General features: G+C 63.3%; 23 protein-coding genes. 15 read left to right on the top strand and 8 right to left on the bottom strand.

Annotated elements, in window-relative coordinates; translation table 11 throughout:
* Positions 1-69: 69 nt before the first annotated feature.
* A complete protein-coding gene (locus NUH88_RS03705) occupies positions 70-1,002 on the bottom strand; it encodes an SMP-30/gluconolactonase/LRE family protein (protein ID WP_257770049.1) in 933 nt (310 codons plus the stop codon).
* A 118-nt stretch (positions 1,003-1,120) separates the two neighbouring features.
* On the opposite strand from NUH88_RS03705, the gene NUH88_RS03700 reads away from it, so the two are divergent.
* Positions 1,121-1,732, top strand: coding sequence for a LysE family translocator (locus tag NUH88_RS03700; RefSeq protein WP_257770047.1), 612 nt, complete (start codon positions 1,121-1,123; stop codon positions 1,730-1,732).
* Here NUH88_RS03700 and NUH88_RS03695 read toward each other — a convergent pair.
* Both NUH88_RS03695 and NUH88_RS03690 read right to left on the bottom strand, forming a co-directional pair.
* Positions 1,652-3,184 (bottom strand): sensor histidine kinase, encoded by a 1,533-nt coding sequence (locus tag NUH88_RS03695; RefSeq protein ID WP_257770046.1) that lies wholly within the window; start codon positions 3,182-3,184, stop codon positions 1,652-1,654. The two genes, NUH88_RS03700 and NUH88_RS03695, sit on opposite strands and share 81 nt — an antisense overlap.
* On the bottom strand, positions 3,177-3,737 hold the full coding sequence (locus NUH88_RS03690) for a YHS domain-containing (seleno)protein (protein ID WP_257770044.1): 561 nt from the start codon (positions 3,735-3,737) through the stop codon (positions 3,177-3,179). Before NUH88_RS03690 ends, NUH88_RS03695 begins: the two co-directional genes overlap by 8 nt.
* A 137-nt stretch (positions 3,738-3,874) precedes the next feature.
* On the opposite strand from NUH88_RS03690, the gene NUH88_RS03685 reads away from it, so the two are divergent.
* The 3 genes from NUH88_RS03685 to NUH88_RS03675 are packed head-to-tail and all read left to right on the top strand — an operon-like array spanning position 3,875 to position 6,938.
* Positions 3,875-4,813, top strand: a complete 939-nt coding sequence (locus NUH88_RS03685; RefSeq protein ID WP_257770042.1) for a hydroxymethylglutaryl-CoA lyase — start codon at positions 3,875-3,877, stop codon at positions 4,811-4,813.
* 5 nt (positions 4,814-4,818) lie between these two features.
* Positions 4,819-5,979: a CaiB/BaiF CoA transferase family protein gene (locus NUH88_RS03680; protein WP_257770040.1), complete on the top strand. Its 1,161-nt coding sequence runs from the start codon at positions 4,819-4,821 to the stop codon at positions 5,977-5,979.
* A complete protein-coding gene (locus NUH88_RS03675) occupies positions 5,976-6,938 on the top strand; it encodes a dimethylarginine dimethylaminohydrolase family protein (protein WP_257770039.1) in 963 nt (320 codons plus the stop codon). The genes NUH88_RS03680 and NUH88_RS03675 overlap by 4 nt, the downstream gene beginning before the upstream one ends.
* Before the next feature lie 23 nt (positions 6,939-6,961).
* On the opposite strand, the gene NUH88_RS03670 is transcribed toward NUH88_RS03675, so the two are convergent.
* On the bottom strand, positions 6,962-7,174 hold the full coding sequence (locus tag NUH88_RS03670) for a DUF1674 domain-containing protein (RefSeq protein ID WP_257770037.1): 213 nt from the start codon (positions 7,172-7,174) through the stop codon (positions 6,962-6,964).
* 121 nt (positions 7,175-7,295) lie between these two features.
* Here NUH88_RS03670 and htpX point away from each other — a divergent pair, with 121 nt between their 5' ends.
* On the top strand, positions 7,296-8,159 hold the full coding sequence (htpX, locus tag NUH88_RS03665; RefSeq protein WP_257770035.1) for a zinc metalloprotease HtpX: 864 nt from the start codon (positions 7,296-7,298) through the stop codon (positions 8,157-8,159).
* Between the two features lie 9 nt (positions 8,160-8,168).
* Here htpX and NUH88_RS03660 read toward each other — a convergent pair whose 3' ends face one another.
* Positions 8,169-9,506 (bottom strand): methyl-accepting chemotaxis protein, encoded by a 1,338-nt coding sequence (locus tag NUH88_RS03660; RefSeq protein ID WP_257770033.1) that lies wholly within the window; start codon positions 9,504-9,506, stop codon positions 8,169-8,171.
* A 177-nt stretch (positions 9,507-9,683) separates the two neighbouring features.
* Between NUH88_RS03660 and NUH88_RS03655 the strand changes: the two genes are divergently transcribed.
* Positions 9,684-10,982 carry an RsmB/NOP family class I SAM-dependent RNA methyltransferase gene (locus NUH88_RS03655; protein ID WP_257770032.1) on the top strand — a complete coding sequence of 433 codons (1,299 nt, stop codon included), beginning with the start codon at positions 9,684-9,686 and terminating at the stop codon, positions 10,980-10,982.
* Positions 10,983-10,986: 4 nt separating this feature from the next.
* On the opposite strand, the gene NUH88_RS03650 is transcribed toward NUH88_RS03655, so the two are convergent.
* Positions 10,987-11,724: a phytanoyl-CoA dioxygenase family protein gene (locus NUH88_RS03650; protein WP_257770031.1), complete on the bottom strand. Its 738-nt coding sequence runs from the start codon at positions 11,722-11,724 to the stop codon at positions 10,987-10,989.
* A gap of 128 nt (positions 11,725-11,852) precedes the next feature.
* Here NUH88_RS03650 and rpe point away from each other — a divergent pair, with 128 nt between their 5' ends.
* From rpe to NUH88_RS03630, 4 genes are all read left to right on the top strand, one after another.
* Positions 11,853-12,518, top strand: a complete 666-nt coding sequence (gene rpe, locus NUH88_RS03645) for a ribulose-phosphate 3-epimerase (RefSeq protein ID WP_257770030.1) — start codon at positions 11,853-11,855, stop codon at positions 12,516-12,518.
* A 26-nt stretch (positions 12,519-12,544) separates the two neighbouring features.
* The gene (locus NUH88_RS03640; protein WP_257770029.1) at positions 12,545-14,167 is read left to right on the top strand and encodes a heparinase II/III family protein; all 1,623 of its coding nucleotides are present in this window, start codon (positions 12,545-12,547) and stop codon (positions 14,165-14,167) included.
* A 42-nt stretch (positions 14,168-14,209) separates the two neighbouring features.
* Positions 14,210-15,235: an MraY family glycosyltransferase gene (locus NUH88_RS03635; RefSeq protein ID WP_257770028.1), complete on the top strand. Its 1,026-nt coding sequence runs from the start codon at positions 14,210-14,212 to the stop codon at positions 15,233-15,235.
* A 91-nt stretch (positions 15,236-15,326) separates the two neighbouring features.
* On the top strand, positions 15,327-17,255 hold the full coding sequence (locus NUH88_RS03630; protein ID WP_257770027.1) for a polysaccharide biosynthesis protein: 1,929 nt from the start codon (positions 15,327-15,329) through the stop codon (positions 17,253-17,255).
* Here the strand turns inward: NUH88_RS03630 and NUH88_RS03625 are convergent.
* Positions 17,252-18,157: a helix-turn-helix domain-containing protein gene (locus NUH88_RS03625; protein ID WP_257770026.1), complete on the bottom strand. Its 906-nt coding sequence runs from the start codon at positions 18,155-18,157 to the stop codon at positions 17,252-17,254. The genes NUH88_RS03630 and NUH88_RS03625 overlap by 4 nt on opposite strands.
* Before the next feature lie 156 nt (positions 18,158-18,313).
* On the opposite strand from NUH88_RS03625, the gene pobA reads away from it, so the two are divergent.
* The 4 genes from pobA (at position 18,314) to NUH88_RS03605 (ending at position 24,560) form a co-directional block, all read left to right on the top strand.
* Positions 18,314-19,504: a 4-hydroxybenzoate 3-monooxygenase gene (gene pobA, locus NUH88_RS03620; protein ID WP_257770025.1), complete on the top strand. Its 1,191-nt coding sequence runs from the start codon at positions 18,314-18,316 to the stop codon at positions 19,502-19,504.
* Between the two features lie 54 nt (positions 19,505-19,558).
* Positions 19,559-21,214, top strand: a complete 1,656-nt coding sequence (locus tag NUH88_RS03615) for a tetratricopeptide repeat protein (RefSeq protein WP_257770024.1) — start codon at positions 19,559-19,561, stop codon at positions 21,212-21,214.
* Positions 21,201-22,775, top strand: a complete 1,575-nt coding sequence (locus NUH88_RS03610) for a tetratricopeptide repeat protein (protein WP_257770023.1) — start codon at positions 21,201-21,203, stop codon at positions 22,773-22,775. The genes NUH88_RS03615 and NUH88_RS03610 overlap by 14 nt, the downstream gene beginning before the upstream one ends.
* Positions 22,776-22,928: 153 nt before the next feature.
* Complete coding sequence (locus NUH88_RS03605) at positions 22,929-24,560, top strand: MFS transporter (RefSeq protein ID WP_257770022.1); 1,632 nt, start codon at positions 22,929-22,931, stop codon at positions 24,558-24,560.
* A 2-nt stretch (positions 24,561-24,562) separates the two neighbouring features.
* Here NUH88_RS03605 and NUH88_RS03600 read toward each other — a convergent pair whose 3' ends face one another.
* Positions 24,563-25,180, bottom strand: coding sequence for a TetR/AcrR family transcriptional regulator (locus NUH88_RS03600; protein ID WP_257770021.1), 618 nt, complete (start codon positions 25,178-25,180; stop codon positions 24,563-24,565).
* A gap of 206 nt (positions 25,181-25,386) precedes the next feature.
* On the opposite strand from NUH88_RS03600, the gene NUH88_RS03595 reads away from it, so the two are divergent.
* Positions 25,387-25,974: a GNAT family N-acetyltransferase gene (locus tag NUH88_RS03595; RefSeq protein WP_257770020.1), complete on the top strand. Its 588-nt coding sequence runs from the start codon at positions 25,387-25,389 to the stop codon at positions 25,972-25,974.
* Positions 25,975-25,995: the final 21 nt, after the last annotated feature.

The following is a 25,995-nucleotide window of genomic DNA, read 5'->3' as shown; positions in this document are numbered from 1 at the left end:
ATGAAGCTGTCTTTACGCTTCCCGGCCGGGCCGGTCAACCCGAGCCGGAAAGCAGCTCCGCTTTCTCGCTCAGCTGTTGAGGAAGTTGAGCGGAAGTCCCGGCCGTGGCCAGTCCATCTCGACCAACTGCCCGGCCCAGGAGAGGGTGATGTAGGCGGTTTTAAGCTCCGGTCCCCCGAAGCAGATGTTGGTCGTGTACGGATCGCCGGTTTCGACGAACTCAACGAGGCCCCCGTCCGGATGTGCGACCGTAATACCCCCGCTCATTAACGTCGCGACGCAGATATTTCCGTTCGCCTCGACAGCAAGGGAGTCGAAACGTCGCCACCCGCCTTTCGCTTCGACCACGCGTCCGCCGTTGATCGATGGCGGGAAGCCAAGTTTGGATACTTCTCCCTCTCCGGTGATCGGATAGGCCCAGAGCTGACCGCTTTCGGTCTCGGCGACGTAGAGTGTCTTCTCGTCGGGGCTGAGCCCGATACCGTTCGGCGTCAGTATCGGCTGTATTGCCTCCTTGATGAGACTGCCATCGGTTTTGGCGTAATAGACCGCGCCCCGGTCCATCTCCCGTCCGCGCACCTTGCCGAGATCGGTGAACCAGAAGCCGCCCTCCCGGTCGAAGACGATGTCATTCGGTCCCTTCAATGCGTGGCCGTCGCAGCTATCGTAAAGGACCTCGACCTTTCCGGTATCGAGATCGATCCGCTCGATCCGGCCGCCGCTATAATCGTCCGCCTGGCCGATTGACCGCATATTTCCGGGCTCCGAGCCGCGGACGAATTTGAAACCGCCGTTGTTGCAGACATAACACTTGCCGTCCGGGCCGATCGCCGCGCCGTTGGGACCGCCGCCGGGCTCTGCGACGATTTCCTTGCGGCCGTCGGGAAAGACCCGTGTCAGCGTTTGGCGTCCGATTTCGACCAGAATAACGGTCCCGTCCGGCATCGCGATGGGACCTTCCGGAAACATCAGGCCGTCGGTGATAATCCTGTAGTTTGACACTTGCTTTTTCCTCCCCTGAAGCGCCTGTTATGTCTTTGCGCGGAGTATCGGCCAGCGCCGGTGAGCCGCGCAATTGGCGAATTTCTCGCTTCTCCCTTCGCCTTACGGAGTTGATCCCATGACACTGGAAACCGCGCTGGCGTTCGCGCTTGGCATGGTCATCCTGACCCTGACGCCCGGCCCGTCGATGCTGACAACCATCGCAAAATCGCTCGCGAGCGGTTTCTGGACGGGGTTCCAGTACAATATCGGCGTTTGCATCGGGGATCTGATCTTCCTGATGCTGGCGATTTTCGGACTGCAGATCGTCGCCGAACTGTTGGGAGAGGTTTTCTTCGTCGTGAAAATAGTCGGCGCCGCTTACCTGCTCTGGCTCGGTGTGAAACTCTGGCTGACAAAGCCGGTTCCGCTCGAAGCGCGGCCGGTCACTTCCAAGGGGCCATTGAAGGAAGTTATGGCCGGTATCCTGATTACGCTCGGCAACCCTAAAGTGATCCTGTTCTATGGCGCGCTGCTGCCGACTTTCGTCGATCTGGACAGTCTTGTGGCGAGCGATATCGCGATCCTCTCGGGTATCGTCGTCGCCGCGATCGTGCTGGTGAACAATTTTTACGGATTGATGGCCGCGCGGGCCCGCAAGGTGTTTCGCTCAGCCCGCGCTGTGCAGGTGCTGAACCGCGGCGCCGGCAGTGTCATGATCGGCGCGGGGGTTTTCATCGTTACGCGGTGACCGCTCGGAGCGTTCCGTTTCGATCACACGAGAGGGTGGCAGCAGGACGGATACCGCCAGACCGCCTGCCGCGAGATTGACGATCTCAAGCTTGCCGCCGTGCATTTCCGCCAGGATCTTGCCGATTGGCAGGCCGAGGCCGGAGCCGTGGAAGCGCCGTTCCTCGAACTCACGTGGCGCGGCAAAGGGGATCAGCAGCCGCTCGATCTCGTTCTCCGGGATGCCGGGGCCGGTATCGGAGACCGTGAAGCATGCCGTTCCGCTAGCCTTCAGCTCGAAGGCTAGTTCGACAGCTCCGTCGACCGGGGTATGACGGAGCGCATTTTCCAGCACCTTGCTGAGCAGCGACAACATGAGCTCGCCATCGACGTTCAGTGCCAGGTTCGGCTCGGGACGATGCACTCGGAGCCGCACGCCGCTTGCACGTGGCATGGCGAATGCGGCGGATTCCGCCCGGCGCATGATCGAACCGACGTTCGTCGGAGCGAAGGACGGCTCGATTTCGCCACCTTCGAGACGGGTCAGCTCTAGCACGTTCTCGATGAGGTAGAGCAGGTGGCGGGCGGACTGGTTGATATTTCCTGCATAGCTCAGATACCGCTGAATGGTATCGGGGCCGAACCGCCGGCTGCTGACGATTTCGGAAAAACCGACGATGGAATTCAACGGGGTCCGAAGTTCCTCGATGACCCGTGAAACGAAATCGGATTTCGACTGGTTTGCCCTCTCGGCCTTGTCATGGAGCCGGGTGAGGTCCGCTTCAGTCTTCATCTGGCGAAGCTGTAACGCGTTATAGGCCGCCACGACCTGTCCGATCTGGTCCTCGCTCTGCCAGTTGATCGGGATCCGGGCGCCGCTGTCGCGCTGGATGTGAATGGAATTCAGCATCTTGTCGAGCGGTGCGCTGACGATTGCGCGCAGCACGAGATGGGCGGTCACGGCTGCGGCCGCGAGGAGGGCGAGACCAAGGAGCGAGATATAGACCAGCGAGTTCGTGAGATCCGCGATCGCGCGTTCCTTGCTCATGCTGATGACAAGTGTGCCGACGCGGTCGTAGCTGTTCTGTCCCATATGGTTGATCGCGACCCGGCGGATCAAGGGGCCCTGATGTCCGGGAATTTCGCCGTAACTGTTGAGGACCGTGCCGACATTATCGATGACGGCGATGGTCGCAACGTCCCGGTCTGCGATCGTCTGCGCGACGAGCAGGCCGATCCGGCCGTCTCGGCGTTCGGCCACGGCCTCACCCAGAAGAAGGGATTGCCGGGCGATAAGGGTTTCGAGCTTGGCTTCCAGGGCGGTCTTGGACTCCATGTAGGTCAGCGTGCCGTAGATCGCGATGACCGCTGTGAAGACCAGGAGCGAGATAGGGACAAAACGCGCGAGGTAGCGCGCGCTGATGGACCTCAGAACCGATGTGCCGCCCTGGTCCGACCGGAAGATGTCAGTCATTCAGGACCGCCGCAGGGATCTGCTGGATGACGGGCCATGTGCGGTCGGCGATCGCGATATTCTTTTCGACTTCGGACATCCAAAGTGTCTGCGTCGCCCGATCGAGTTGCAGATAGAGCTTTCCGTCGACGACGGCGAAGACTTCCGGGTCGCCGTCGAATTTCTGTCCGACCGCTACGCCATAGGCGCAGTACCCGCCGTAATTCGGCACGTAGGTCTGCGGAGCCTCCAGGAATTTTTCGCGGCGTTCAGCCGAAGTGAAGTGGTAGGTCGTGCCGTCAATTGTCGCCGAATGAGAGGCATCGCCAAGCTCGGCGTTCCCGGTTTCGAAGTAGGCAACCGGGTCGTAACCGCGCAGCGCGAGGCCTTTGTCGTCTATGTTGACGTCCGGAGCCGCACCGAATGCCTGCGTGCAGGCGAGCAGCAGTGCGAAGAAAATCGCGGCCACGAACGGCCTGATATCAATCACTTGCTGAGCTTTGGCTTTGCTGCGCTTCATCGAAACTTCTCGCGAATCATTTGCAAAACCACTATCCGCGAATTTCGTTACCAATTCCTAAACCGAGGGCCCCCGTCTCCTGTTCCGGGAACGGCAATTGTTCCTGTCGAGCGGCTGGATCGGACGCCGGAAATCGGTAGGATGCGGCCGGCAGCGGAAAACGCTGGGTTACACGAGACAGGAGTCAAAAAATGGCCAGGCCGACCAGGGTGGAAATTACGGAAGTCGGACCGCGCGACGGCCTCCAGGCGGAGCCGAAATTCGTGCCGACGGAAGTTAAGATCAAATTGATCAACGAGTTGATCGATGCCGGCGTGAAGCGGATGGAGTTCTCGTCCTTTGTCTCGCCGCGCGCCGTGCCGCAGCTGGCGGATGTGCTCGATGTCCTGAACGGCGTCGATCGGAGGAAAGGCGCCGTGCTGGCCGCCCTGGTGCCGAACGCGAAAGGCGCGATCCGGGCTGCCGAAGCCGGCGTCGACGAGATGATCGTCTTCGTCTCGGCTTCCGAGAGCCACAATCAAAAAAACGTGAACCGCTCCACCGACGAGTCGCTGGCCGGCTTCGCCGAGGTCGCGAAGATCGCCGACGAGGCGAAGATCCCTGTCTCGGCGGCGATCGCGACCGCGTTCGGCTGTCCGTTCGAAGGCAACGTCCCGGCGGAAAGGCTCGGTTATGTCGCCAAGCATTTCGTCGATTTCGGCTTCAAGAGCGTGGCGCTCGGCGACACCACGGGCATGGCGACGCCGCCGCTGGTCACCCGCAACGTGCGCTATCTGAAAGAGCATGTGCCGGAGCTGCCGGTGCATCTGCACTTCCACAACACCCGCGGCATCGGTCTGGTGAACGTCGTCGCCGGCCTCGATGAGGGCGTGACCCACTATGACAGCTCCTTCGGCGGCGCCGGGGGCTGTCCGTTCGCGCCGAAGGCGACGGGCAACATCTGCACCGAGGATCTGGTCTATCTGATGAATGAGATGGGTATTGAGACCGGCATCGATCTTGAGAAGCTGATGCATATCGCAAGCGAGGTCGAGGACGCAGTCGGACATCCGCTGCCGGGGCAGGTGATGAAGGCGGGCCCGCGCCTGCAGCTTCATGGCATGGGAGATGTGCAGACGGCGGTGGGCTGACGCGCATGCCGCTTTCCGACATCCGGGTCGTCGATCTGACCCGCATTCTCGCCGGCCCGTTCTGCACCCAGCTTCTCGCCGACATGGGGGCCGAGGTCCTCAAGATCGAGACCCCGTCCGGCGATCCTGTCCGCGGGCAGGGTATCGTGAAGCAGGGCGTGAGCTGGTACTTCGCCCAGTTCAACCGCAACAAGCGCTCCGTCGTGCTCGATCTCTATACGGACGAAGGCAAGAAGTCGCTTGCGCGTCTGATCGAGACGGCGGACGTGCTGGTCGAGAACTACCGGCCCGGCGTGCTGGCCAAGATGGGCTTCGACCAGACCCGGCTGGACGCTCTCAATCCGAACCTGATCGTCACCAGCGTGAACGGTTACGGCTCCACCGGACCGTATGTCGACCGGCCGTCCTTCGATTTCATCGCTCAGGCGATGAGCGGCTTCATGAGTGTCAATGGTCCCGACGGAGGCGACCCGATGCGGGCCGCGCCGCCGATGAGCGATCTGATTGCCGGTCTCTACGCCGCGTTCGGAACGGTCACGGCGTTGCATGCGCGCGGCCGGATCGGCAGGGGCCAGAGGGTTGAGTCCTCGCTGACCGGTGGACTGATCAGCATGATGGGCTATCTCTCGGCGGAGTACTTCGCGACGGGAGAGGTCCCGAAGCGCAGTGGTAACGACCATCCGATCGTTGCGCCCTATGGTCTCTTCCATGCCTCGGACGGAATGGTCGCGGTGGCGCCTTCGAACGATGCCTTCGTCGTCCGTTTCCTCGACTGCATCGGGCTCGGACAGCTACTCGAGCAGACGGATTACGCGACCAACGAGCGGCGGATGCGGAACCGTCCGGCACTCAACGCGGCGATCAACGAGGTGATGGAGCGCAAACCCGTCGATCACTGGATCGAGGCGATCAACAAGGCGGGCTGTCCCTGCGGCCGGGTGATGAATCTCGAGGAGGTTTTCAGCGATCCGCAGGTTCTGTCGCAGGATCTTGTCTTGGATGTCGAGCAGCCGGATGGTAGCACCATCCGCATGACCGGTTTCCCGGTCAAGCTATCCGACACACCGGCGAGGCTCCGCCATCCCGTTCCCGCACTCGGGGCGGACACGGAGGCCGTCCTGGCATCTCTCGGCCCGGTGCCCGAAGACAGAGGAGAAACCGCATGAGCGACCGCAAGGGTCTGTTCAACACCTCCGCCTATGGCGGACCCGGCTGGTCCGGCCGTGAGCGTACCCATCGCGAGGAGATCGGCGATCTTTGGGCGCCCTCCGGGATCGACACGGAATGGGCGCCGCTGAAGAGCGTGCTGATGCACCGTCCGGGGGCCGAGCTGGACATTTCGCACAACGACCCGGACGCGGTGCAGATGCTGGCGCCGGTCGATCTCGGGCTCGCCCGCGCGCAGCACGACGCGATCGCCGAGGCCTACCGGGCGAACGGCGTCGAGGTGCATTACGTCGACCCGCCGGCGACGCCGTCGCCGAACCAGATGTTCTGCGCCGACCTTTTCGTGATGACGCCGGAAGGCGCGATCCTGGCCCGCCCGGCCTCGACCGTACGCGCGGGCGAGGAGCGGCTGGTGGCCCGCCGTCTCGCCGATATCGGCGTGCCGATCCTCCGGACGCTTCGCGGCGATGCGCTGTTCGAGGGCGCGGACCTGATGTGGCTCGACCCCGAGAGTGTGATGATCGGTCTCGGGCAGCGGACCAATGCCGAGGCGGCCATGCAGATCGACGACCTTATGGCCGATATGGAGATCGAGACCATCCCCGTCGACATGCCGTTCGGCTGCATGCATTTCATGGGGCTGCTTCGGATCATCGACAAGGATCTCGCGGTCTGCTGGTGGCGGCGGACGCCGCATGCGACGGTCAGGACGCTGGAAGAACGCGGCTACAAGGTGATCTGGCTGCCGGAAGGCCCGGACCTGGAGCTGAACCGGGCGATGAACATCGTCACGCTCGGCCCGCGGAAGATCCTGATGTGTGCCGGTTACGACGCGGTGCAGAAGGTCTATGAGGATGCCGGCGTCGAATGTGTGACGGTGGACTGCTCGGAGCTGGTGAAAGCCGCGGGCGCCATGGGCTGCCTGACGGGCGTCATTCAGCGCGAGGCCGTGGCCTGATCTGACCACCCGGGTCGCGCGGCTCAGAAATCCGTCGTGCGGCCCTTGTGCTCCCAGTCCCCGAACCGGGTCGGCTCCGGCCCGTCATAGCCGCCGATCTCGTCCTCGCCCGGGGCACCCTTGGTCTCCGGCTTCAATTGCGCCGGAATGACAAACTCCGACGCGTCCAGCACCTTGCGCTCGGACCGGATGCCTTTGACGGCCACTTCGGTGAAACTGCGTGTCTTCTTGCTCATAGGCGCTTATATGCGCATTCGGGCGCGCTCCGCCAAGTCTTGATCGGCAGGCGGCCGTTCCCACCTATTCATGCGGTCCGGGACTTTCTCCGGACGGGATCGCAAATGAGTAGAGGGATCGATGGGTTACGCGAAAACCGCATTGCTTCTGGCCGGGATGACGGCGCTGTTTCTCGGCGTCGGCTACATGCTCGGCGGCGAGGCGGGCATGCTGATCGCGCTGGTCTTCGCGGCCGGCATGAATCTCTTCACCTACTGGAATGCCGACAAGATGGTGCTTGGCATGTACGGCGCGCGGGAACTCGGCCGCGCCGACCTGCCCTGGTTCCATGACATGGTGCGGCAGCTGGCGGAACGTGCCGGGCTGCCCATGCCGAAGGTCTATCTGATCGACCAGGCGCAGCCGAACGCCTTCGCGACCGGGCGTAATCCAGAGAATGCGGCTGTCGCGGCGACCCGCGGCCTGCTGGAGGCGATGAGCCGGGAAGAGGTGGCAGGCGTCATGGCGCACGAGCTGGCCCATGTGAAAAATCGCGACACCCTGATCATGACCATCACCGCGACCATCGCCGGCGCGATCTCCATGCTGGCGAATTTCGCTCTCTTCTTCGGCAACAACCGGAACAACCCGATGGGCCTGATCGGCGCGCTGGCGATGATGTTCCTGGCGCCGATGGCCGCCATGCTGGTGCAGATGGCGATCAGCCGTTCGCGGGAATACGAGGCCGACCGGATCGGTGCCGAAATCTGCGGCCGGCCGCTCTGGCTCGCCTCGGCTCTGGCAAAACTGGAGAAGGGCGCGCAGTTGATCGATAACAACGCCGCCGAGCGGAATCCAGCGACGGCGCACATGTTCATCATCAATCCGCTGCACGCGCATGCGGTGGATAATCTCTTCTCCACCCACCCGAACACGCGGAACCGCATCGCGGCGCTGGAACGGATGGCTGGGAGCCGCGGTGCGGTGCAGGGCCCCTGGGCCTGACCGCCGGACTCAGCTCGATTGGGCGCCGGAGAGTTCGTTCAGCAAACGCATGACCTCGTCCGATGCCATTCCCGCCTGGTGCACGAGTTGGATGGCCTCGTCGAGATTTCCCGCCGAGAATGCCTCAGCGGCCGCGATTCCGGCACGGTGAACTTCCTTGTGGGGCTCGACAAGCGCGCTCCAGGCAGGGTGACCGGTGAGTTCAGCGTCGGTCTGCGAATCGTACCATTTGCCGAGGCGGCAGCTGTGATGGTCGGCGAGTTCGTCCGGATTGAGCATGGCGCGACCCGCGAGCATCTGTGCCAGCCGGCGCATCCAGATCATGTGGTCCGACTTGGCTGCATGGATGGTGGCATTGGCCGTACCCTGTTGCACGAACCCGTTGATACTTTCCGCGATGATCGGCGCCGTACGTTCCAAAGTTGTGATGGCGCCGTCGATCAACTCGACATTCTCGCCGCTCATCTGGGCGACGACCGATATCCCTGCCGCAATCTCGTCGGTCGCTGATTCCTGTTCGATGAGAATGCCGGCGACCTGTTCCATCCGGTCGGTCACGGAGGATATTCCGGCGGCGAGGCGGTCCATTTCGGTGCCGGCGGCATCGATGGACTCGCGGCCGTTCTCGACCTTCTCCGCGCCGTCGCGCATAACACCGACAATGACGTCCATCTCCGAGCGAAGTTCGGTGATCCGGGTCCGGATGTCGTCCGTCGCCTCGGCCGTCTGGTTCGCGAGTCCCTTGACCTCACCCGCGACCACGGCGAACCCTTTACCCGCCTCGCCGGCGCGCGCCGCTTCGATCGTGGCGTTCAGCGCCAGGAGGTTGGTCTGCTTCGCGATCGCCTCGATGGTTGAAATGATTTCTCCGATCTTGTTGGAAGCTTCCGCGAGGGTCTCGACCTTGTCGACAGCGGACTGGACAACATCGAAGACTGCTCCCATGGCTGCGACGGCGTCCGTCGTCGCCCGGCGGCCCGACTCCGAGACCTGGACCGCTTCCTTGGCTTCGTTCGCCGCCTGCTCGGATGTTCCGCTGATGCTTTGTACCGTGGCGGAGAGTTCCTCGACGGCAGACGCAATTGACTGCGTCCGGTAATCGACCTCCCGCACTGATCGGGTCATCTCGGCAACCTGACGCACGCTTTCGTTGGCCGTGACTGACATTTCGACCCACTGTTTGAGCTGTGCTTCGGAGTGCTCACTCCCGCCGAGCGCTGCGATGATCTCTGCCGTGCGCGCGCCGAAATAGGGTTCGATCTGGTCGGCGCGACGAGAGAGCAGGGCGTCGGCCAATTCGTCCGGGGCCAGAGTTGCATCCTCTAGGGTCAAAGTTTCGGCAGACATTTTTTTCTCGCTTTTTCAGCACCCGATTGCCTGAATACTCGAAGGAGTTCGTTAAAATTGTGCGAACGGTTTAGAAAAAGCGAGTAATTTTCTGACGTTAGCGCTGCCGGTTTCTGCATAGCGGGACTGCAGCGATTTCACTGGCCTGCTGACAGCGAACTGCTTAATCCGTCGCTCATGGATACTGAAAAGAAACCGGACGTCTCCGCCGCACGCAGCGTCGCCTTCGATCTTCTCCGCGCTGTTCTGACCAAGAATACACCGCTGGACGAGGCGATCGCGGTCCATGACGGGCTCAATAAACTGCCGCAGCGGGATCGCGGTTTCACTCGCTCGATCGTCGGGGCCTGTCTGCGCCGTCTCGGCCAGATCGATGCGCTGATGGAAACCTTCATCGAGAAGCCGTTGCCGCGCCAGGCGAGCGCGGTCCGCGATATCCTGCGCCTCGCAATTGCCGAGCTGTTGTTTCTGGACGTCGCGCCGCATGCGGCCGTGGACAGCGCGGTGACCCTGGTCGAGAGCCGCGGTCATGCGAAATTCAAGGGGTTGGTGAATGCCGTGCTGCGCCGCGTGGCGAAGCAAGGCAGGGAACGGCTCGCGGAGTTTCCGGCCGAGACGAACTATCAGCCCTGGATGATCGAAAGCTGGCAGTGCGCCTACGGCGTCGAGGTCGCGCATGCGATCGCCGAAGCGTCCCTGACCGCGCCGACTCTCGATATCTCGGTGAAGGCCGATCCGGAACTCTGGGCGGAGAAGCTCAAGGCCGAGCTGCTGCCCACGGGTTCTCTCCGGCGCGAATTCGACGGCGCGGTCACAGGCCTTCCCGGCTTCGATGAAGGAGCCTGGTGGGTCCAGGACGCGGCCGCCGCCATGCCGGCGAAATTGCTCGGGGAGATAAAGGGGAAGCGGGCCTTCGATCTTTGCGCGGCGCCGGGCGGCAAGACGCTGCAGCTCGCCGCCATGGGCGCCGACGTGCTTGCCGTAGACCGCTCGCCGAAACGGCTGAAACGGCTGGAGCGCAATCTTGACCGGCTCGGCCTAACGGCCCGCGTCGCGGCGGCGGATATCACAGATTGGACGCCGCCCTACAAACCCGACGCGATCCTACTCGACCCGCCCTGCACCGCGACAGGCACGATCCGGCGCCATCCGGACATCCTCCATGCCAAGGGAATCGGCGATCTCGCCAAGCTGACGAACCTACAGTTCCGCCTGCTGGCGAAGGCGGCGGACATGCTGGAGCCGGGCGGGCGGCTGGTCTATTGCACCTGCTCGATGCAGGCGGAAGAGGGCGAAGCTCAGGTCGCCCGTGCGCTGGCGGAATTGCAGCTGGAGCGCGATCCGGTGACGGCGGCGGAACTCGGTGGGCTAGCAGACCTGATCACGCCGGACGGCGATGTCCGCACCGGCCCGCATCTCTATCCGGAGCTGGGCGGCTTCGACGGTTTCTTCATCGCGCGGTTCCGGAAGGTCTGATCCGCTAGGAAGATAGGACCTTTAGGTCTCGGACATGCTTACCGGTCAGGGATTCGCGCATCTCGGTTACCAGCGGGCAATCCGCGGCACCCCATTGAACGATAATGTTTCGCCTTGGGCTCTCCGAGGCGTTAGGCGCGCCGCCATGCAGCACCAATGGATGGATCGCGACGACCGCGCCGGGCGCGCAGGCGGCGGATATCGACCGGTGGCGCGATCCGGAACCGGTTTCCGGCAGATGCGAGCCCGAGAAGAACTGTGTCGCGCCGGTCTCCTCGCTCATCCCGTCGAGGCAGATCATGGTGCGGACCATCAGCGGTTCCGCCGGGCATATATATTTGTTCGGAAAGTCCCGGTGCCAGTTGATGCCACTGCCGATCGATGGCGCCTTCGAGGTGATGTTGGCGAAATGAACGACGAAATCCGGTGTGCCATGCGTCTGGCCGACGATGTCCAGGAGCGTGGCGTTTCGAAGCAGGTCCAGGAGCGACGGGGCGAATCGCGTCGGGTCGCCGAGAATGAAGACCGCGTCCCGGTCCTCCGGCAAACTCCGGCCATCCCTTTTGCTATCCGGCTGATCGCGTTCGAAGACGCATTCCGCGGCCAGATCCGGATCCTCGCCCGAGAGGGCCCGGCGATGAAGCAGGTCGACGGTCTCTCGCGCTTCTGCGAGTTCGGATGCGCTGAGAACGGGGCCGGAGACGGCGAACCCGTGGCGATCGTAGATGGAGATGTCGAACATCGGACGATTGGAACTCCGCACCTGCGTGCATGCGCCGCTATGACGGCTTGTGCGTGGCGCCACAGATGCTATCAGATCGCGTGCCCAGACTTCTTGTTCCCCGTCAGGCAACCTGATAGGTGAGAGCCATGCAGCAGAAAACGCGAATTGCACCCTCCATCCTGGCGGCGGATTTCGCCCGCCTCGGGGCGGAGATCGAGGCCGTCGACAAGGCGGGCGCCGATTATATCCATGTCGATGTGATGGACGGTCATTTCGTGCCGAACATCTCCTTCGGGCCGGCCGTTACCAAGGCGGTGCGCGGGGTGACGAAGAAGACCTTCGACGTGCATCTTATGATTTCGCCGGTCGATCCCTATATCGAGGCCTTCGTCGATGCGGGCGCGGACATCATTACCGTGCATCCGGAAGCCGGCGCCCATACCCATCGCACGCTGCAGAGCATCAAGTCCTTCGGCAAGAAGGCCGGGATCTCGCTCAATCCCGGAACGCCGGTCGAGGTCGTGGACAATCTGATCGATCTCTGCGACCTGATCCTTGTGATGTCGGTCAATCCCGGTTTCGGCGGGCAGAAATTCATCGACAGCCAGCTCGCCAAGATCGAAGCGATCCGTAAACGGATCGACGCGACCGGCCGGGCGATCGATCTGGAGGTCGATGGCGGGGTGACGGCGGAAACCGCGCCGCGCTGCATCGCGGCGGGCGCCGATGTGCTCGTTGCCGGGTCCGCCGTCTTCAAGGGCGGGCCCGACGCTTATGCCGCGAACATCGCGGCGATCCGGGGAGACGGCTGACAGACAGCCGGTCTTTGGGAGCGCCCATGCGCACTTTGAAGGAACTCTATTTCGCCTCGCCGATCTACCGCTGGCGGCTCGCGGCGAAGCCGCTGAACGGTTTCAGGGACCGGCTTTCGGACGATCTGCCGGGCGATGCGGATCGCGGCCGGGCGCTGCTCGAAGGGCGGATGCCCTATCCGCAGGGCGTGATCGCGCTGGCGGAGGATGCCTGGGCGCGGGAGCCGGGTGAGCCGGGTGCCCTCGAGCATTTGCACGGCTTTTCCTGGCTGCGCGATCTCCGCGATCTGGGTGGCGAGGCCGCGCGGCTTAGGGCTCGTGAACTCGTCGATGGCTGGCTCGAGCGGCATGACGAATGGGACGCGTTGCTCTGGCGTCCGGACATTCTCGGCGGCCGGCTCGCGGCCTGGATCGGCAATTACGATTTCTTCGGCGCTTCTGCGGACGATGCGTTCCGGGCGGATTTCTTCGAGTCCGTCGGACGGCAATACCGGCATCTGGCAGGCGATATCGAGGCCTCGGCACCCGGCGCCCGGCGGCTGCTGGCCGCCAAGGGGCTGTTTGCCGCGATGGCGGTGGTCGGCGAGGGCGAGGCGAAGATCGCCCAGGCGCTGAACTGGCTGCACAAGGAGCTCGAGCGGCAGGTCCGGCGGGACGGGGGACACGTGTCCCGCTCTCCGGCGCTGCAGGTCTCCGCGCTGGCCGATCTCGTCGAGATCCGACGCGCTCTGCGTCTGGCCGGGCAGCCGGACGAGCGGCTCGACGATCGGGTCTCCGCAATGACCGCGATGCTGCGCATGCTGCGGCACGGCGATGGCGGCCTCGCCGTCTTCAACCACGCGACCGAAGGCTCGGTTCCGTTCATCGACAGCCTGATCGCGCAGGCGGAGACCAAGCGGAAATCCCAGCTCTCGGCACCGGAAAGCGGCTTCGAACGGCTGATCGCAGGGCGCACCTGCCTTGTCATGGATACCGGCAGACCGTCCGCGTCGGACCAGACGGCTCATGCGGGCCTTCTGTCCTTCGAGCTCAGCGTCGGCAAGCAGCGGATGATCGTGAATTGCGGCGCCAGCCCGGCCGATCCGAAATGGGACAACGTGCTGCGGGCGACGGCGGCCCATTCGACCCTCGTGGTGGACGACCGCAACGCCGCCGAGATCGAAAGCGACGGGACGGTCGGCGCGCGGCCGGAAAACGTGTCGGCGGTGCGCTCGGAACACGATGGCGACATGCTGGTCGAGGCGGAACATGACGGCTATCTCCCGACCCATGGCCTGAAGCATTTCCGGCGGGTCTTTCTCTCGCGCAGCGGCGATGACCTCCGGGTCGAGGACCGGCTGCTCTATACCGGCGATCCGGGCGATATCCCGGCCGAGGCCTGCATCCGCCTGCATCTGCATCCGAAGGTCCGCGCCTCGATCATCCAGAGCGGCTCCGCGGCCCTGATCCGGCTTTCGAGCGGCTCCGGCTGGCGTCTGCGTTGCGATCGCGGCCTTGCGCTGAACGAGAGCGTCTATTTCGGTCAGGACGGCACCTTTCAGCGCTGCGAACAGCTGGTGATCCGGGAGCCGCTGACCGACATCCGGGCGACGGGCGAGGTCACGATGCGCTGGGCCCTGCAGCGCGAAGACGGCAAGGCCGCGGGCTGATGCGGCTGGCACCCGCGGCGGCCCGGAAGGTATAAGGCGCCCATGCAACCGCTTTCGGCCATTATCTTTTTCTCCGTCCTCTTTGTTGCCGCTCTGATCGGCACGCGCCTGCTGATCTCTCTGCTGACCCGTCGGAGCGTCATCGACGTGCCGAATGAGCGCAGCAGTCATGACGTGCCGAAACCGCGCGGCGGCGGCATTGCCGTTATCGCCGTGATGCTCACGGGATGGATCGGCTGGCTGGTCCTTGCTGGTAATATCGACGGGACTGCGTTTGCGATCGCCGGTCTGACGCTGATCCTGGCGGCGCTTTCCTTCATCGACGATCTGAGGAACCTGCCGGCCCGACTTCGGCTGATCGTGCAGGCGCTCTGCGTTGCGGCGGGGCTCTGGTTCACCGTTCCTGGAAACGGCCTGACGGATGGCCTGTTGCCGCTCTGGCTCGAACTCCCTGTGGCGGGCTTCGCGTGGCTCTGGTTCGTCAACCTGTTCAATTTCATGGACGGGATCGACGGCATCACCGGTGTCGAGACCGTCAGCATCGGAGGCGGGGTGTTCGGCCTGGTTATGCTCGGCGGTGTCTCGGCGGCGCTTGAGGTGCCGGCGCTGGCCATGGTCGCGGCGATCTCCGGGTTCTTGGTCTGGAACTGGCAGCCTTCCCGGATCTTCATCGGCGACGTCGCCTCGATCCCGCTTGGCTTCCTGATCGGCTGGATGCTGCTCGAGACGGCGGGGAGCATGTCCGGTCTGACCGGATGGGCGGCGGCAGTCCTGCTGCCAGCCTATTATCTCTTCGATGCCACCTTCACGCTCGCCAAGCGTCTGATCCGCCGGGAGAACGTCTTCGAGGCGCACCGCCAGCATTTCTACCAGCAGGCGACGCAGCGCGGCTTCAGCCACGCCGGCGCCTGCCTCCTGATCGCCGTGCTAAATGCCTTTCTGATCCTGCTAACCCTGTTTGCGGCGACGGATTATCCGATCCCCGCCGTTATTGCCGGATATGCGGCCGTGATCGGGCTCTGCCTGATGTTTCGCCGCGGCCGGATCAAGGCCCAAGTCGCGGCATGAACATGCGGGGCAAGACTGGACCGCTCATCTGGTTTAGATTTGCAGGATATTTCGGCCCGGATCGGGCGTCGGAACGGATGAGTTTTTGCTGATGTTCGGGTCTAAACGCAGTCTCCTGACCTACCTGCACGATGTCGGGATGGCGGCGCTCTCCTTCCTGATATCGCTGACCTTGCGGCTCGGGCAGGACATCCTGATCTGGCCGCGCGAGGTCGTGGTCTTCGGGCTTGCCGCCTTTACCGGCGTTTCCGCGCTGGTCTTCCTCTCCATGCGGCTCGACCGCACGGTCTGGCGCTACGCTTCGATGAGCGATCTCAGCCGGATCGTCCGCGCGGTCGTGCTCTGCATCACGTTGTTTCTCGCCGTTCAGTTTCTCGCCACGCGGCTCGACGATTTCCCGCGCTCTTTCCTGGTTATCGAGTTCTTCGTCCTGACCCTGCTGCTCGCGGGGCCGCGGTTCGCCTACCGGCTCGTGAAAGACGGGGCATTCTCCAGCCTCTTCGAACGCAATGCCGCGAGCCGGGTGCCGGTGTTGCTGATCGGAGCGGGAGACGGGACCGATGCCTTTATCCGGGAGATGGGGCGGGAGCGCGACGCGCCATATCGTGTCGTCGGCATCGTCGACGACCGGGGCGGCCGGGTCGGCCGCGCAATCCGCGGTGTGCCGGTTCTGGGAACGCTGAACGAACTGGACGCGGTCGTCGCGGAGCTCCGGCGCAAGGACACGGCGCCGCAGCGCCTGGTGATCACGCGGCAATCCATAGATGGCGCGGTGGTGCGCGAACTGCTCGACAAGGCGAACGATCTCGGTCTGGCGGTCGGGCGGATGCCGCGCATGGCATCGTTGGAAGGCGCCGAGCACCGGGCCGAAACGGTGCGCGAGGTCAGCGTCGAGGATCTGCTCGGCCGGCCGCAGAAAGTGCTCGACCGCAAGGGCGTGGCCAATCTGATCTCCGGCCGGCGGATACTGGTCACCGGTGCGGGCGGGACGATCGGCGGCGAGCTCTCGCGCCAGATTGCGGCTCTCGGCCCGGCCGAACTGGCGCTGATGGATATGGGCGAATATCCGCTCTATCAGATCGATCTTGAGATCTCCGAGAGATACCCGGACCTGCCGCGCCGCGCGCTGTTGACGGACGTCCGCGATACCGATGCACTCAATGCGAGCTTCGCCGAGTTCGCTCCCGATATCGTTTTTCACGCGGCGGCCCTGAAGCATGTTCCGCTGGTGGAAGCCAACCCGGTGGACGGGGTGCTGACCAACGTGATCGGCACGCGCAACGTCGCCGACGCGGTGGCGCGGCATGGCGTCAAGGCGATGGTGCTGATCTCCACCGACAAGGCAGTGAACCCGACCAACGTCATGGGGGCGACCAAACGGTCAGCGGAAGCCTATTGCCAGGCGAAGGATCGGGAGCAGGCGGAGAAGGGCGGCCCCCGTTACGTCACGGTCCGCTTCGGCAACGTGCTCGGTTCGACCGGGTCGGTCATCCCGCTGTTCCGGCGCCAGATCGCCCGCGGCGGTCCGGTGACCGTCACCCATCCGGACATGACCCGCTATTTCATGACGGTGCGCGAGGCGGTGGAGCTGGTGCTGCAGGCCGCGGCTTTCGATGCCGGGCTGGACGCGGCGACGCGCGAAAACGGGGCGATCTGCGTGCTCGACATGGGGGAGCCGGTGAAGATCGTCGACCTCGCGCGGCAGATGATCCGCCTTTCGGGCTTCATGCCGGACCAGGACATTCCGATCGAGTTCACCGGCCCGCGTCCCGGAGAGAAGCTCTACGAAGAGCTCTTCCACGATGCCGAGTCCCTCCGGCCGACGGCGATCGACGGCATTCGCACCGCGTCTCCAAGGACCGCGGATCTCGCCGTGATTTCGCGGGCTCTGGAAGAGATCGAGGCGGCCGGCGGGCAGCGTGAGGCGGAACAGGTCCTGACGCTTTTGTCCAGGTTGGTACCGGAGTTCTCAGGGCGCGCGGAAGGCGCCGCGGGAATGGCGGTTCGCAGCCAGGCCTAGTCGGCGACGGTTCCGGACCAGCCCGATTTGTGGTTCTCCCGGAAGCGGCTCGGGCTCTGACCTGTGGCGGCGGCAAAGAAGCGCGAGAAATAAGCCTGATCCTGGAACCCGAGCCCATAGGCGATTTCCGAAACCGACATCGCGGAATAGAGCAGATCGCGCTGCGCTTCCAGAATGATGCGCTGGCGGAGGATTTCGAGAGGGGTCTGGCCCGAGCGGGCCTTGACGGTGCGTCTCAGCGTGCGCTCCGAGGTGGCGAGCTCGGAGGCGTAATCCCTGATCGAGAGCTGATCGCGGTAGCGATTTTCGACAAGCATCCGGAATCGGTCGAATAGCACCGTATCCGCGCTCGACTCTCCCACCTTGCCGCCATGCCCGTCAGGCCCGAGTTCTGCCAGCAGTCCGAAGACGAGCATGAGGTCGGCGCCGAGCCGGGCCTGTCTTCCGACGCGCCGGCCCTGGCTTTCGACTGCGATGCGCTGGCAGGCGGCACGCATTTCGTCCACGGCATCTTTCAGATCTGCAAGGGATAACACGCAGGACGCGGCGAGAATGTCCGTTGCCTCCTGGTCGCCCGTCGCCCCGAGGAGTTCCCTCAGATAGGCGTCCGACACGCTGAGGACGAAGCCCTCTACATCGGTCTGAAACGCATAGCCATGCACCGCATTCGGGGCGATCGCCGTGAGAGCGGGCGCGTCGAGCTGGAAATCGTCCCCTTCGAGCCGCATCTCCGCACGCCCGCGGGTCAATAGCAGCATCTGGAAGAGTTCTGGGTGCCGGTGTGGCCGGATAATCCAATCGTTTTTCTTGCTGCGGAGAGGAATCGTTTCGATGTGAACGAACTGTGGCGCAACATTCGTTTTGCCGTCTGCGTAGAGTGTGAAGGAAGGAATAACGTTCATCTGTCGCGCCGGTGGTTCCGGTTCCGAAAGCGAAACGAGACAAGGATATCTGATCTCTTGTCCGAAATGTACAAAAAATTGTCCTGTCCTGCTCTTCTTGAGCGGCCGTTGCTCCACTAGCTTACTGACAAACATTAATATGCTGGGGAAACGACCATGAAGACCCAAGTTGGAATTATCGGCGCAGGGCCGGCCGGCCTGATGCTCGCCCAGACGCTGCGGGGGTACGGGATCGATTGCGTGATCCTCGAACAGCGATCCGAGGAATATGTCCTGAGCCGTATCCGTGCCGGCGTCCTCGAGCACCCTACGGTCGAGTTTCTGCATGAGATGGGCGCCGGCGAACGGCTCGCGAAGGAAGGCATGCCGCACGAGGGCATAGACCTGTTGTTCCGCGGTGAGAAGCGGCGCATCGATTTTCCGAGCCTGACCGGTGGGAAGAAGGTCACCGTCTACGGTCAGCAGGAGGTCGTCAAAGACCTGATCCTTCTGAAAAAGGAATTCGACGGGCAGATCCTGTTCGAGGCGGAGGATGTGGCGATCCACGGTGCCGAGAGCGATACTCCATCTCTCTCTTTCACTCATGAGGGCCAAACGAAAACCCTTGCCTGCGATTTCATCGCCGGATGCGACGGTTTCCATGGCGCGGGGCGGAAGAGTATTCCGGAACAGAAGCTGAGACTGTTCGAGAAGGTTTATCCGTTCGCCTGGCTCGGCGTATTGGCCGAAGCGGCGCCAGCCCAGGATGAGTTGATCTATTCCCGCCACGAGGACGGCTTCGCGCTCTTCAGCATGCGCTCTCCGGAAGTGACGCGGCTCTATCTGCAATGCGACCCGGACGAAAATCTTGAGGAATGGCCGGACAGCCGGGTCTGGGACGAGTTGCACAAGCGTCTCGAAGCCAAGGACGGGTTCCGCGTCAACGAGGGAACGATCATCCGCAAGGACGTGACGCCGATGCGCAGCTTCGTCTGCGAGACGATGCGTCACGGCCGGCTGTTCCTTGCCGGTGACGCCGCGCATATCGTGCCGCCGACAGGCGCCAAAGGGCTCAATCTCGCCGCGGGCGACGTGAAGCTGTTGAGCGAAGGACTTGCCGATTTCTACAAGTCCGGATCGACGGCAAAGCTGGACGGTTACGAGGCCCTCGCACTCAAGCGTATCTGGGCGGCACAGCGTTTCTCTTGGTTCATGACCAGCTTGCTGCACAAGTTCCCGGACGGCGCGGCGTTCGATCATGAAATCCAGTTTGCCGATCTCGATTTCTATACCGGGACGGAGACCGGTCGGCGGAATGTCGCGGAGAACTATGTCGGGCTTCCGTTCGGCTGGAGCGGCGGGGTCTGAAGCTGCGGTCTTTCGCCCATTGGCGCCCGGCCGCTTCCGCGCTAAGAACCGGGTATGAGCGAAGATCTTGGTAGCCTGATCAAATTGGTGGATAGCGGGCAGGCCGATGCGGCCGAGCCCGGACTAGTCGCGTTCGTCGATGCCAATCCGCGCCATCCAGCGGCGCAATTCTATCTCGGTATCATCCGCTTTCGGCAGGGGCGCAACGGCGATGCGGCCGCGGCCTACGCGGTGGCTGCCGAGGGTTTGCCCGGCGTGGCGGCGGTCCATTCCAACCTGGCGCTTGCCTGCCGCCGCGCAGGCAAGCGCGATGACTCAGTTCTCGCCGGACGGCGGGCGACAATCCTCGCGCCCGAGGGGGCCGGGCCCTATGTCCTGCGCGCCGAAGCCGCCGCGGAGCAGGGCGAGTCGCATGTGGCACTGCGCGCCGCGCTGCAGGCCTTCGTCATCGATCCAGCGGCGCAGAGCGGATTGTTGCTTGAGGCCGCGCGCAGGGCGGACGACGCGAAATGGATCGAGACGGCCGTGGCGCGTCTCACCGCCGCCCAGCCGTCCGACCGCGCTCGCTCGATCAACAGTGCCTATCAGCTGATGAAGAACGGTTTCGGTGCCGAAGCCGAACAGCTCTATCGGGAACTTCTGGAGCGCCACCCGAACGATCAGGAACTCTGGTATAATTTGGGCGTTACGCTAATCGAGTCCGACAGGTTTGAGGAAGCGGCCGAGCCTTATGCCCGGCGCGCCCGCCTGATCCATGGACGGCCGCTGGACGATGCATCCGACTATGACGATCTCCCGGTTGAACCGGTTGCGCCTGTCGAGCGCGTCTGTGCGCGCCATCGCCTCAAGCACGATGCCGAACAATATCGTTACCTGACGGAACGGGGCGTCCTTCCGGCCGATTACGAAGAGGAATGGAAGGCCTACCGAGAACTGCTCGACGGTCTGAGCGATGAGGAGCGGGAGGCGGTCTCCTTCATGCTCGACGATAAGCGCTACGATCGCATCCGACGCTCCTACAATCGTTTCGTCCATATCGCGGCGAGCGGCTGGAACGATGAGGATCCGATGAACCCGGATCTCGATTGGGCGGCGATCGAGGAAAGCTATCTCGATGCGGAGCCGAAGGCGGTGGCCATCGACTCGCTGCTCAACGAGGAGGCGCTGGCCCGGATCCGGCGCTTCTGTTTCGAGTCAACGATCTGGCATCAGATCAAGGGGGCCGGGTATCTCGGCGCCTATTACCGTTCAGGGTTCAACGACCCGCTGCTATTCGCCATTGGCCGTGGCCTCAGGGAGCGGTTGCCCCGCATCCTCGGACCGCACGGGCTGAAGCTGATGTGGGCCTACAAGTACGATCAGCACATGTCTGGTATTAACCCGCATGCCGATTTTGCCGCCGTGAACGTGAATTTCTGGATCAATCACGCCGAGTCCAATCTGGATAAGGAAACAGGCGGTCTGCTCGTCTTCCGCAAGCCGGCCCCGAAGGACTGGACATTCGAGCGCTACAACACGGCGCCGGCGGAAGAGATCTATGCCGCGCTCGGAGAGGACAGGCACAATCCGATCCGCGTCGCCAATCGGGAGAACCGGGCTTTGCTCTTCGACTCACGCCTGTTCCACGAGACAGACCGCTTCTCATTCCGAGACGGCTATATCCACCGCCGGATCAATATCACCATGCTGTTCGGGCATGGCGGAACCTGATACGCGGCTTCTGGACGACTGGCGCGGACAGGCGTCCGAGCATGCAGCGACCGGTGCCTGGTCCGACTGCGCGGCCGCGGCGCGGAAATGCCTTCTGGCGTCGCCGTCTGATCCGATAGGCGCCTATTTCCTCAGTCTGTCATCGGCGCGGCTTGGAGATCCAGAGCGATCGGGCAGATATGCCCGGCTGGCAAGGGCGGCAATCGCCCGCCACCTGCTTGTTCCGTTGCACCGCGAACTTTTCACGCTCGAGGGCGTCGCCTGCGACGACCCGGCAGCGCTTCGCCGCGCCGTCCTGATGGCGCCCGCAGATGGCGCCGGTCTGATCAACCTCGCCAATGCCGAAATGCGTGGCGAACGTCACGGAAATGCGCGGGTATGTCTTCGCCGGGCCGCCTTCGTGCGCCCGCTCGATCGCGCGACGCATGCCGCGCTTGCCCGGCTGGAGGGTCTGATCGCGGATGACTCCGGCGGTGCAGCGGCCTTCGCCCGCGCGCTCGCACTCGACCCTGCCGACTTCGGCACGCTTCGGAATCTCGGTTTGCGTTACCGAAAACTCGACGATCCGGCCGAGGGAGCACGGTGGTTCCGCCGCGCCCTCGCGGTCAATCCGTCGAGCCGGGAGGCGCAAGGAGAACTCGGGCGGGCGTTGCTGACCGATGGAGCTCTGACGGAAGGCTGGGACCGCCTCGAGAGGTTCCGGGTTCCCGAGTGGACGCCGCCGATCATGGACTTGCCGCGCTGGGATGGAGGCCTTGTCGAAGGCGGTGCGCTTTTGCTTTGGAGCATGGATAAGATCGGCGACGAGTTGCTGTTCTCCCTCTTTCTCGAGCGCGCGCGCGCAGCGGCCGGACGGGTGATCGTTGTGGTCGACCGGCGAAATTTAGAGCTTCTGCAGTGGCAGCATCCGGAGATCCGTTTCTGCGATAGGGCTCCGAAGCCCGATGAATGCGCTCCGGAATGGCGCCCGGTCGCCGGTTATCCGTTGGATTTTGTCGGGCGGTTCTTCTCTGGCACTCCGAAACAGATGGCGGATATGCGGAGGAAGCGCGTTCCTCCGCGCCGCCCCGACGGAGATTGCGGTCCGTTACGGGTGGGGATCTCTTGGAAATCCGACGCCTCGCTCGCCGGTGCGCTCAAATCGACCTTGCTCGCGGACTGGGCACGGATTCTGGATTGCCGGGACTGCCGCTTCTTCTCGCTGCAATACGGTTCGGTTGAAGCGGATCTCGCCGCCTTTCCAGCGGTGCAGCGTGTCGACGGTTTCGATCCGTTCGGCACGACGCGCTCATTCGCTGAAACGGTGGCGTCGCTTGACCTGGTCATCACAGTGGCAAACACCACGGCGCATGTCGCAGCCTGCACGGAGACCCCTGTTTGGGTCCTGTTGCCCAAGGGATTCGGCTGCAGCTGGTTCTGGTTCCGGGAGCGGGAAGACAGCCCGGCCTATCCCGGAGCCAGGCTGTTCCGGCAGCTTGTGCGCGGTCAATGGGCGACGGTTATCGAAGACGTGGCGCGATCACTGGATTGCCTTGCCAGCAGGCACCGCAGCGGAGAGTAGGGAATATCCGCATGTTTGCGATACGGCATTCCGACCGAACTTCCGATACCATGCAACGGCGGACCCGGCGGTTGGTTTGACGGGCTTCATTCTTCAATCGGCGTATGCGGGGGCGGCGTTGGCCCGCTGCGTCCCGGACGGGCAGGAGGGACGATGACGATCACTTCACGTACGGGCTGGCTGCACGAGACCTTCGCCGGTCTGATCGAACAGATGCGCTGGTCCTACCTGCCGCCGCTGATGGTTTATCTTGCCTACGGCATCTCCGGATTGACCTCGATCGTCGGCACCTTCTTCGTGAAGGAGTATCTGGATCTGTCGGCGGCGTTCCTCGCGGGGCTCGGATTTTGGGCGGGTATTCCCTGGGCACTCAAGATGCCGGTCGGCCATCTGGTCGACATCATCTGGAAATGGAAAGGCTCTCTGGTCTATCTCGGCGCCGCGCTGATCGCGGCGAGCCTGCTGATCATGTACGGCCTGATCGCGCATACGGTGGCGATGACCGCCATATTTCCGGCCACCGTCTGGTTCGTGATCAGCACCCTGCTTGCGCCCATGGGGTTCGTTCTGCAGGACGCCGTCGCCGACGCCATGACGGTCGAGGCCGTACCCGCCCTCGACGAGGATGGCGAGCCTTTCGCCGAGGACGAGATCAAGGCGATGCACACGACGATGCAGATGCTCGGCCGTTTTGCGCTTATCGGCGGCATTGCGCTGGTAGCGGTCATCAATATCACCATGTTCGACGGCGTCGAGCTGATGAGCGAGTCGGAGAAGGCGGTGATCTATGCCGATATCCACCTGATCGCCCTCGCCGTTCCCGCGATCTCCATCGCCGGGGTCATTCTCGGGGGGGGCATGCTGCGCCGGCGGGCGAAGGAGCTTGTGGCAGCAGGCGTCGACCCGCACGAAGTGGATGCCATGCTGTTCCGGCCGGACGGCGAGGCGACGCCGAACTGGTGGATCTTCGGCGGCAGTCTCGCCTTCGGTGTCTTCACCGTCTCCATCGGCCTCAGCGGTCTCGCCTATTCCCAGGAGATCGTGTTCGCCGGCTCCATGGCGATCGTCTGTTTCCTGATCTCTCGGCTGCTTCCGGAACTGGCGCCGGCGCAAAGGCTTGCCCTTATCGGGACTTCGACGATCGTTTTCTTCTTCAGGGCGGTGCCGGGGCCGGGCCCCGGGGCGACCTGGTTCGAGATCGACATGCTCGGTTTCGACCAGCAGTTCATCTCCGTGCTGACCCTGATCAGCGCCGCGCTGGCGCTGGTCGGCATGGTGGTTCTGCGGCCGCTGATGGCGAGCCGCTCGATCGCTTATATCGTTGCCCTGCTGACGGTCTTCGCCGGCGTTCTCTCGCTGCCGAATATCGGGCTGTATTACGGCCTTCACGAATGGACCGCGCCGCTTACAGGCGGTGTCGTCGATGCGCGGTTCATTGCCATCCTCGACACCGCGATCGAGTCACCGCTGGCCCAGGTCTCCATGATCCCGATGCTGGCTTGGATCGCCCGCAATGCGCCGTCACACTTGAAGGCAACTTTTTTCGCGGTGATGGCGTCCTTCGTGAACCTGGCGCTTTCGGCACGGGCGATGGGCACGAAATATGTGAACGAGATCTTCCTGGTCACCCGGGAAGTGAAGGACCGGACCACGGGTGAAATCACGGTGCCTGCCGATTATAGCGAACTCGGCATGCTTTTGATCGTCGTAGCGGCGCTGACGGTGATTGTTCCGCTGGCGGCGATTTTCGTGATCCAGTCAGGCCGGTTCCGGACGCGCGACTGATCTCAGGCCGGGAGAGGCTGGAACAGAAGTTTCACATAGGACCGAAGCAGCAGGATCTGCTCCGCCAACACTTTGGGCTCGTTCAGGGCTTTCGACATGATGATCGCGCCTTCGACAGTGTTAGAGACCATGTCCGCAAGGGCGTCGGTGCTGACGGCGTCGCGCGGCGGGTAGTGTTTGCTGATCGTCTCGAAAGCCTCGGCAAAGCGGTGGCGCCACTTGAGCACGGCCTGCCTGTTGAGCTCCTTCACCTCGGCGTCGAACAGCCGCTCGTGATAGCAGTAGGAGGCGATCAGGCAACCCGGATGCGCGTTCGGCAGATCCGCCATCATGTCTGCGAGCAGCTTCAGGCTGATCAGAAAAATATGCAGCGGATCGTCATGCAGGTCCGCTGCCTTGGCGAAGAGCTTGTCGAAAAGAGCGTCCTCGCGTGCCACGTAGCGTTTCAGAAGGGCCCGGGCGAGTTCATTCTTGTCCTTGAAATGATAGAAGAAGCCGCTTTTGGTGATCTGCGCCTCGGCGATGATCTCCTCGATGGAGGTCGCCGCGAACCCTTTGGCGAGGATCGCCGTCTCGGCGATATCCATCAGCCTTTCGCGTGTCGCTTCACCCTTTCGCATCCGATGCGCTCCCGAATTTACTGTACCGAAAGTACGGCTATGACGCGGCGGGAGGCAAACCCGTGCGCGGCATGTTTGTAAGTGATTGAAATCACAAGCTGGAACCGGACGGCGCGACTGTACGGTGCGTTCACTATACCGCAGGCAGGCTTTCCCTGATGCTCCGCGCCGTTTCAAACGGAAGCAGCAGTGAAGGAAACCGAACCATGAAGGAACAGATCCGCTATTTACGACGCGCCGGGAAAGACGATGCGCGGGCGCTCGCGCAGCTCATCAATCTCGCCGGAGAGGGGCTGCCGCTCCATATCTGGCAAGGCATGGCCGAGGAAGGCGAAAGCGTCTGGGATGTCGGCCAGCGCCGAGCCCGGCGCGAGGAAGGCTCTTTCTCCTACCGGAACGCGACGATCGCGATGTCCGGCAAGGATATCGCGGGCGCTCTGGTCGGTTATCCGATCGGCGGTGCACCGGAGGCGATCGACCGCGATACGCCGGCCCTGTTCGTTCCGCTGATCGAACTTGAGAATGCGGCGCTCAATACCTGGTACGTCAATGTGCTGGCAACCTACGACGGTTTCCAGCGGCGCGGTTTCGCCACGGCGCTGCTGGAAGAGGCGGCGCGTCAGGCGCGTGCCGCCGGGTTCCGGCGGATGAGCATCATCGTGACCGACCTGAACGAACGCGCGATCCGTCTCTATCGCAAGCAAGGCTTTCGGGAGACCGAACATCGCTTGATCGCGAAGGATGGCTGGGAGACGGACTCGAAGCATTACCTGCTTCTGATCAAGGATCTTTGACGGAAACCGGAAATGCCCGTG

Origin of the sequence: Nisaea acidiphila (genome assembly GCF_024662015.1) — a bacterium.
GTDB classification, from domain to species: domain Bacteria; phylum Pseudomonadota; class Alphaproteobacteria; order Thalassobaculales; family Thalassobaculaceae; genus Nisaea; species Nisaea acidiphila.
The sequence above is the reverse complement of the archived record's forward strand: the minus strand, read 5'-3'. Positions and strand labels throughout refer to the sequence as shown.

Excerpts from the sequence above, each read along its gene's own strand:
- NUH88_RS03700 (WP_257770047.1), top strand. The coding sequence starts at position 1,121 with ATGACACTGGAAACCGCGCTGGCGTTCGCGCTTGGCATGGTCATCCTG.
- NUH88_RS03695 (WP_257770046.1), bottom strand. The coding sequence starts at position 3,184 with ATGACTGACATCTTCCGGTCGGACCAGGGCGGCACATCGGTTCTGAGG.
- NUH88_RS03685 (WP_257770042.1), top strand. The coding sequence starts at position 3,875 with ATGGCCAGGCCGACCAGGGTGGAAATTACGGAAGTCGGACCGCGCGAC.
- NUH88_RS03680 (WP_257770040.1), top strand. The coding sequence starts at position 4,819 with ATGCCGCTTTCCGACATCCGGGTCGTCGATCTGACCCGCATTCTCGCC.
- NUH88_RS03675 (WP_257770039.1), top strand. The coding sequence starts at position 5,976 with ATGAGCGACCGCAAGGGTCTGTTCAACACCTCCGCCTATGGCGGACCC.
- NUH88_RS03670 (WP_257770037.1), bottom strand. The coding sequence starts at position 7,174 with ATGAGCAAGAAGACACGCAGTTTCACCGAAGTGGCCGTCAAAGGCATC.
- htpX (WP_257770035.1), top strand. The coding sequence starts at position 7,296 with ATGGGTTACGCGAAAACCGCATTGCTTCTGGCCGGGATGACGGCGCTG.
- NUH88_RS03660 (WP_257770033.1), bottom strand. The coding sequence starts at position 9,506 with ATGTCTGCCGAAACTTTGACCCTAGAGGATGCAACTCTGGCCCCGGAC.
- NUH88_RS03655 (WP_257770032.1), top strand. The coding sequence starts at position 9,684 with ATGGATACTGAAAAGAAACCGGACGTCTCCGCCGCACGCAGCGTCGCC.
- NUH88_RS03650 (WP_257770031.1), bottom strand. The coding sequence starts at position 11,724 with ATGTTCGACATCTCCATCTACGATCGCCACGGGTTCGCCGTCTCCGGC.
- rpe (WP_257770030.1), top strand. The coding sequence starts at position 11,853 with ATGCAGCAGAAAACGCGAATTGCACCCTCCATCCTGGCGGCGGATTTC.
- NUH88_RS03640 (WP_257770029.1), top strand. The coding sequence starts at position 12,545 with ATGCGCACTTTGAAGGAACTCTATTTCGCCTCGCCGATCTACCGCTGG.
- NUH88_RS03635 (WP_257770028.1), top strand. The coding sequence starts at position 14,210 with ATGCAACCGCTTTCGGCCATTATCTTTTTCTCCGTCCTCTTTGTTGCC.
- NUH88_RS03630 (WP_257770027.1), top strand. The coding sequence starts at position 15,327 with ATGTTCGGGTCTAAACGCAGTCTCCTGACCTACCTGCACGATGTCGGG.
- NUH88_RS03625 (WP_257770026.1), bottom strand. The coding sequence starts at position 18,157 with ATGAACGTTATTCCTTCCTTCACACTCTACGCAGACGGCAAAACGAAT.
- pobA (WP_257770025.1), top strand. The coding sequence starts at position 18,314 with ATGAAGACCCAAGTTGGAATTATCGGCGCAGGGCCGGCCGGCCTGATG.
- NUH88_RS03615 (WP_257770024.1), top strand. The coding sequence starts at position 19,559 with ATGAGCGAAGATCTTGGTAGCCTGATCAAATTGGTGGATAGCGGGCAG.
- NUH88_RS03610 (WP_257770023.1), top strand. The coding sequence starts at position 21,201 with ATGGCGGAACCTGATACGCGGCTTCTGGACGACTGGCGCGGACAGGCG.
- NUH88_RS03605 (WP_257770022.1), top strand. The coding sequence starts at position 22,929 with ATGACGATCACTTCACGTACGGGCTGGCTGCACGAGACCTTCGCCGGT.
- NUH88_RS03600 (WP_257770021.1), bottom strand. The coding sequence starts at position 25,180 with ATGCGAAAGGGTGAAGCGACACGCGAAAGGCTGATGGATATCGCCGAG.
- NUH88_RS03595 (WP_257770020.1), top strand. The coding sequence starts at position 25,387 with ATGAAGGAACAGATCCGCTATTTACGACGCGCCGGGAAAGACGATGCG.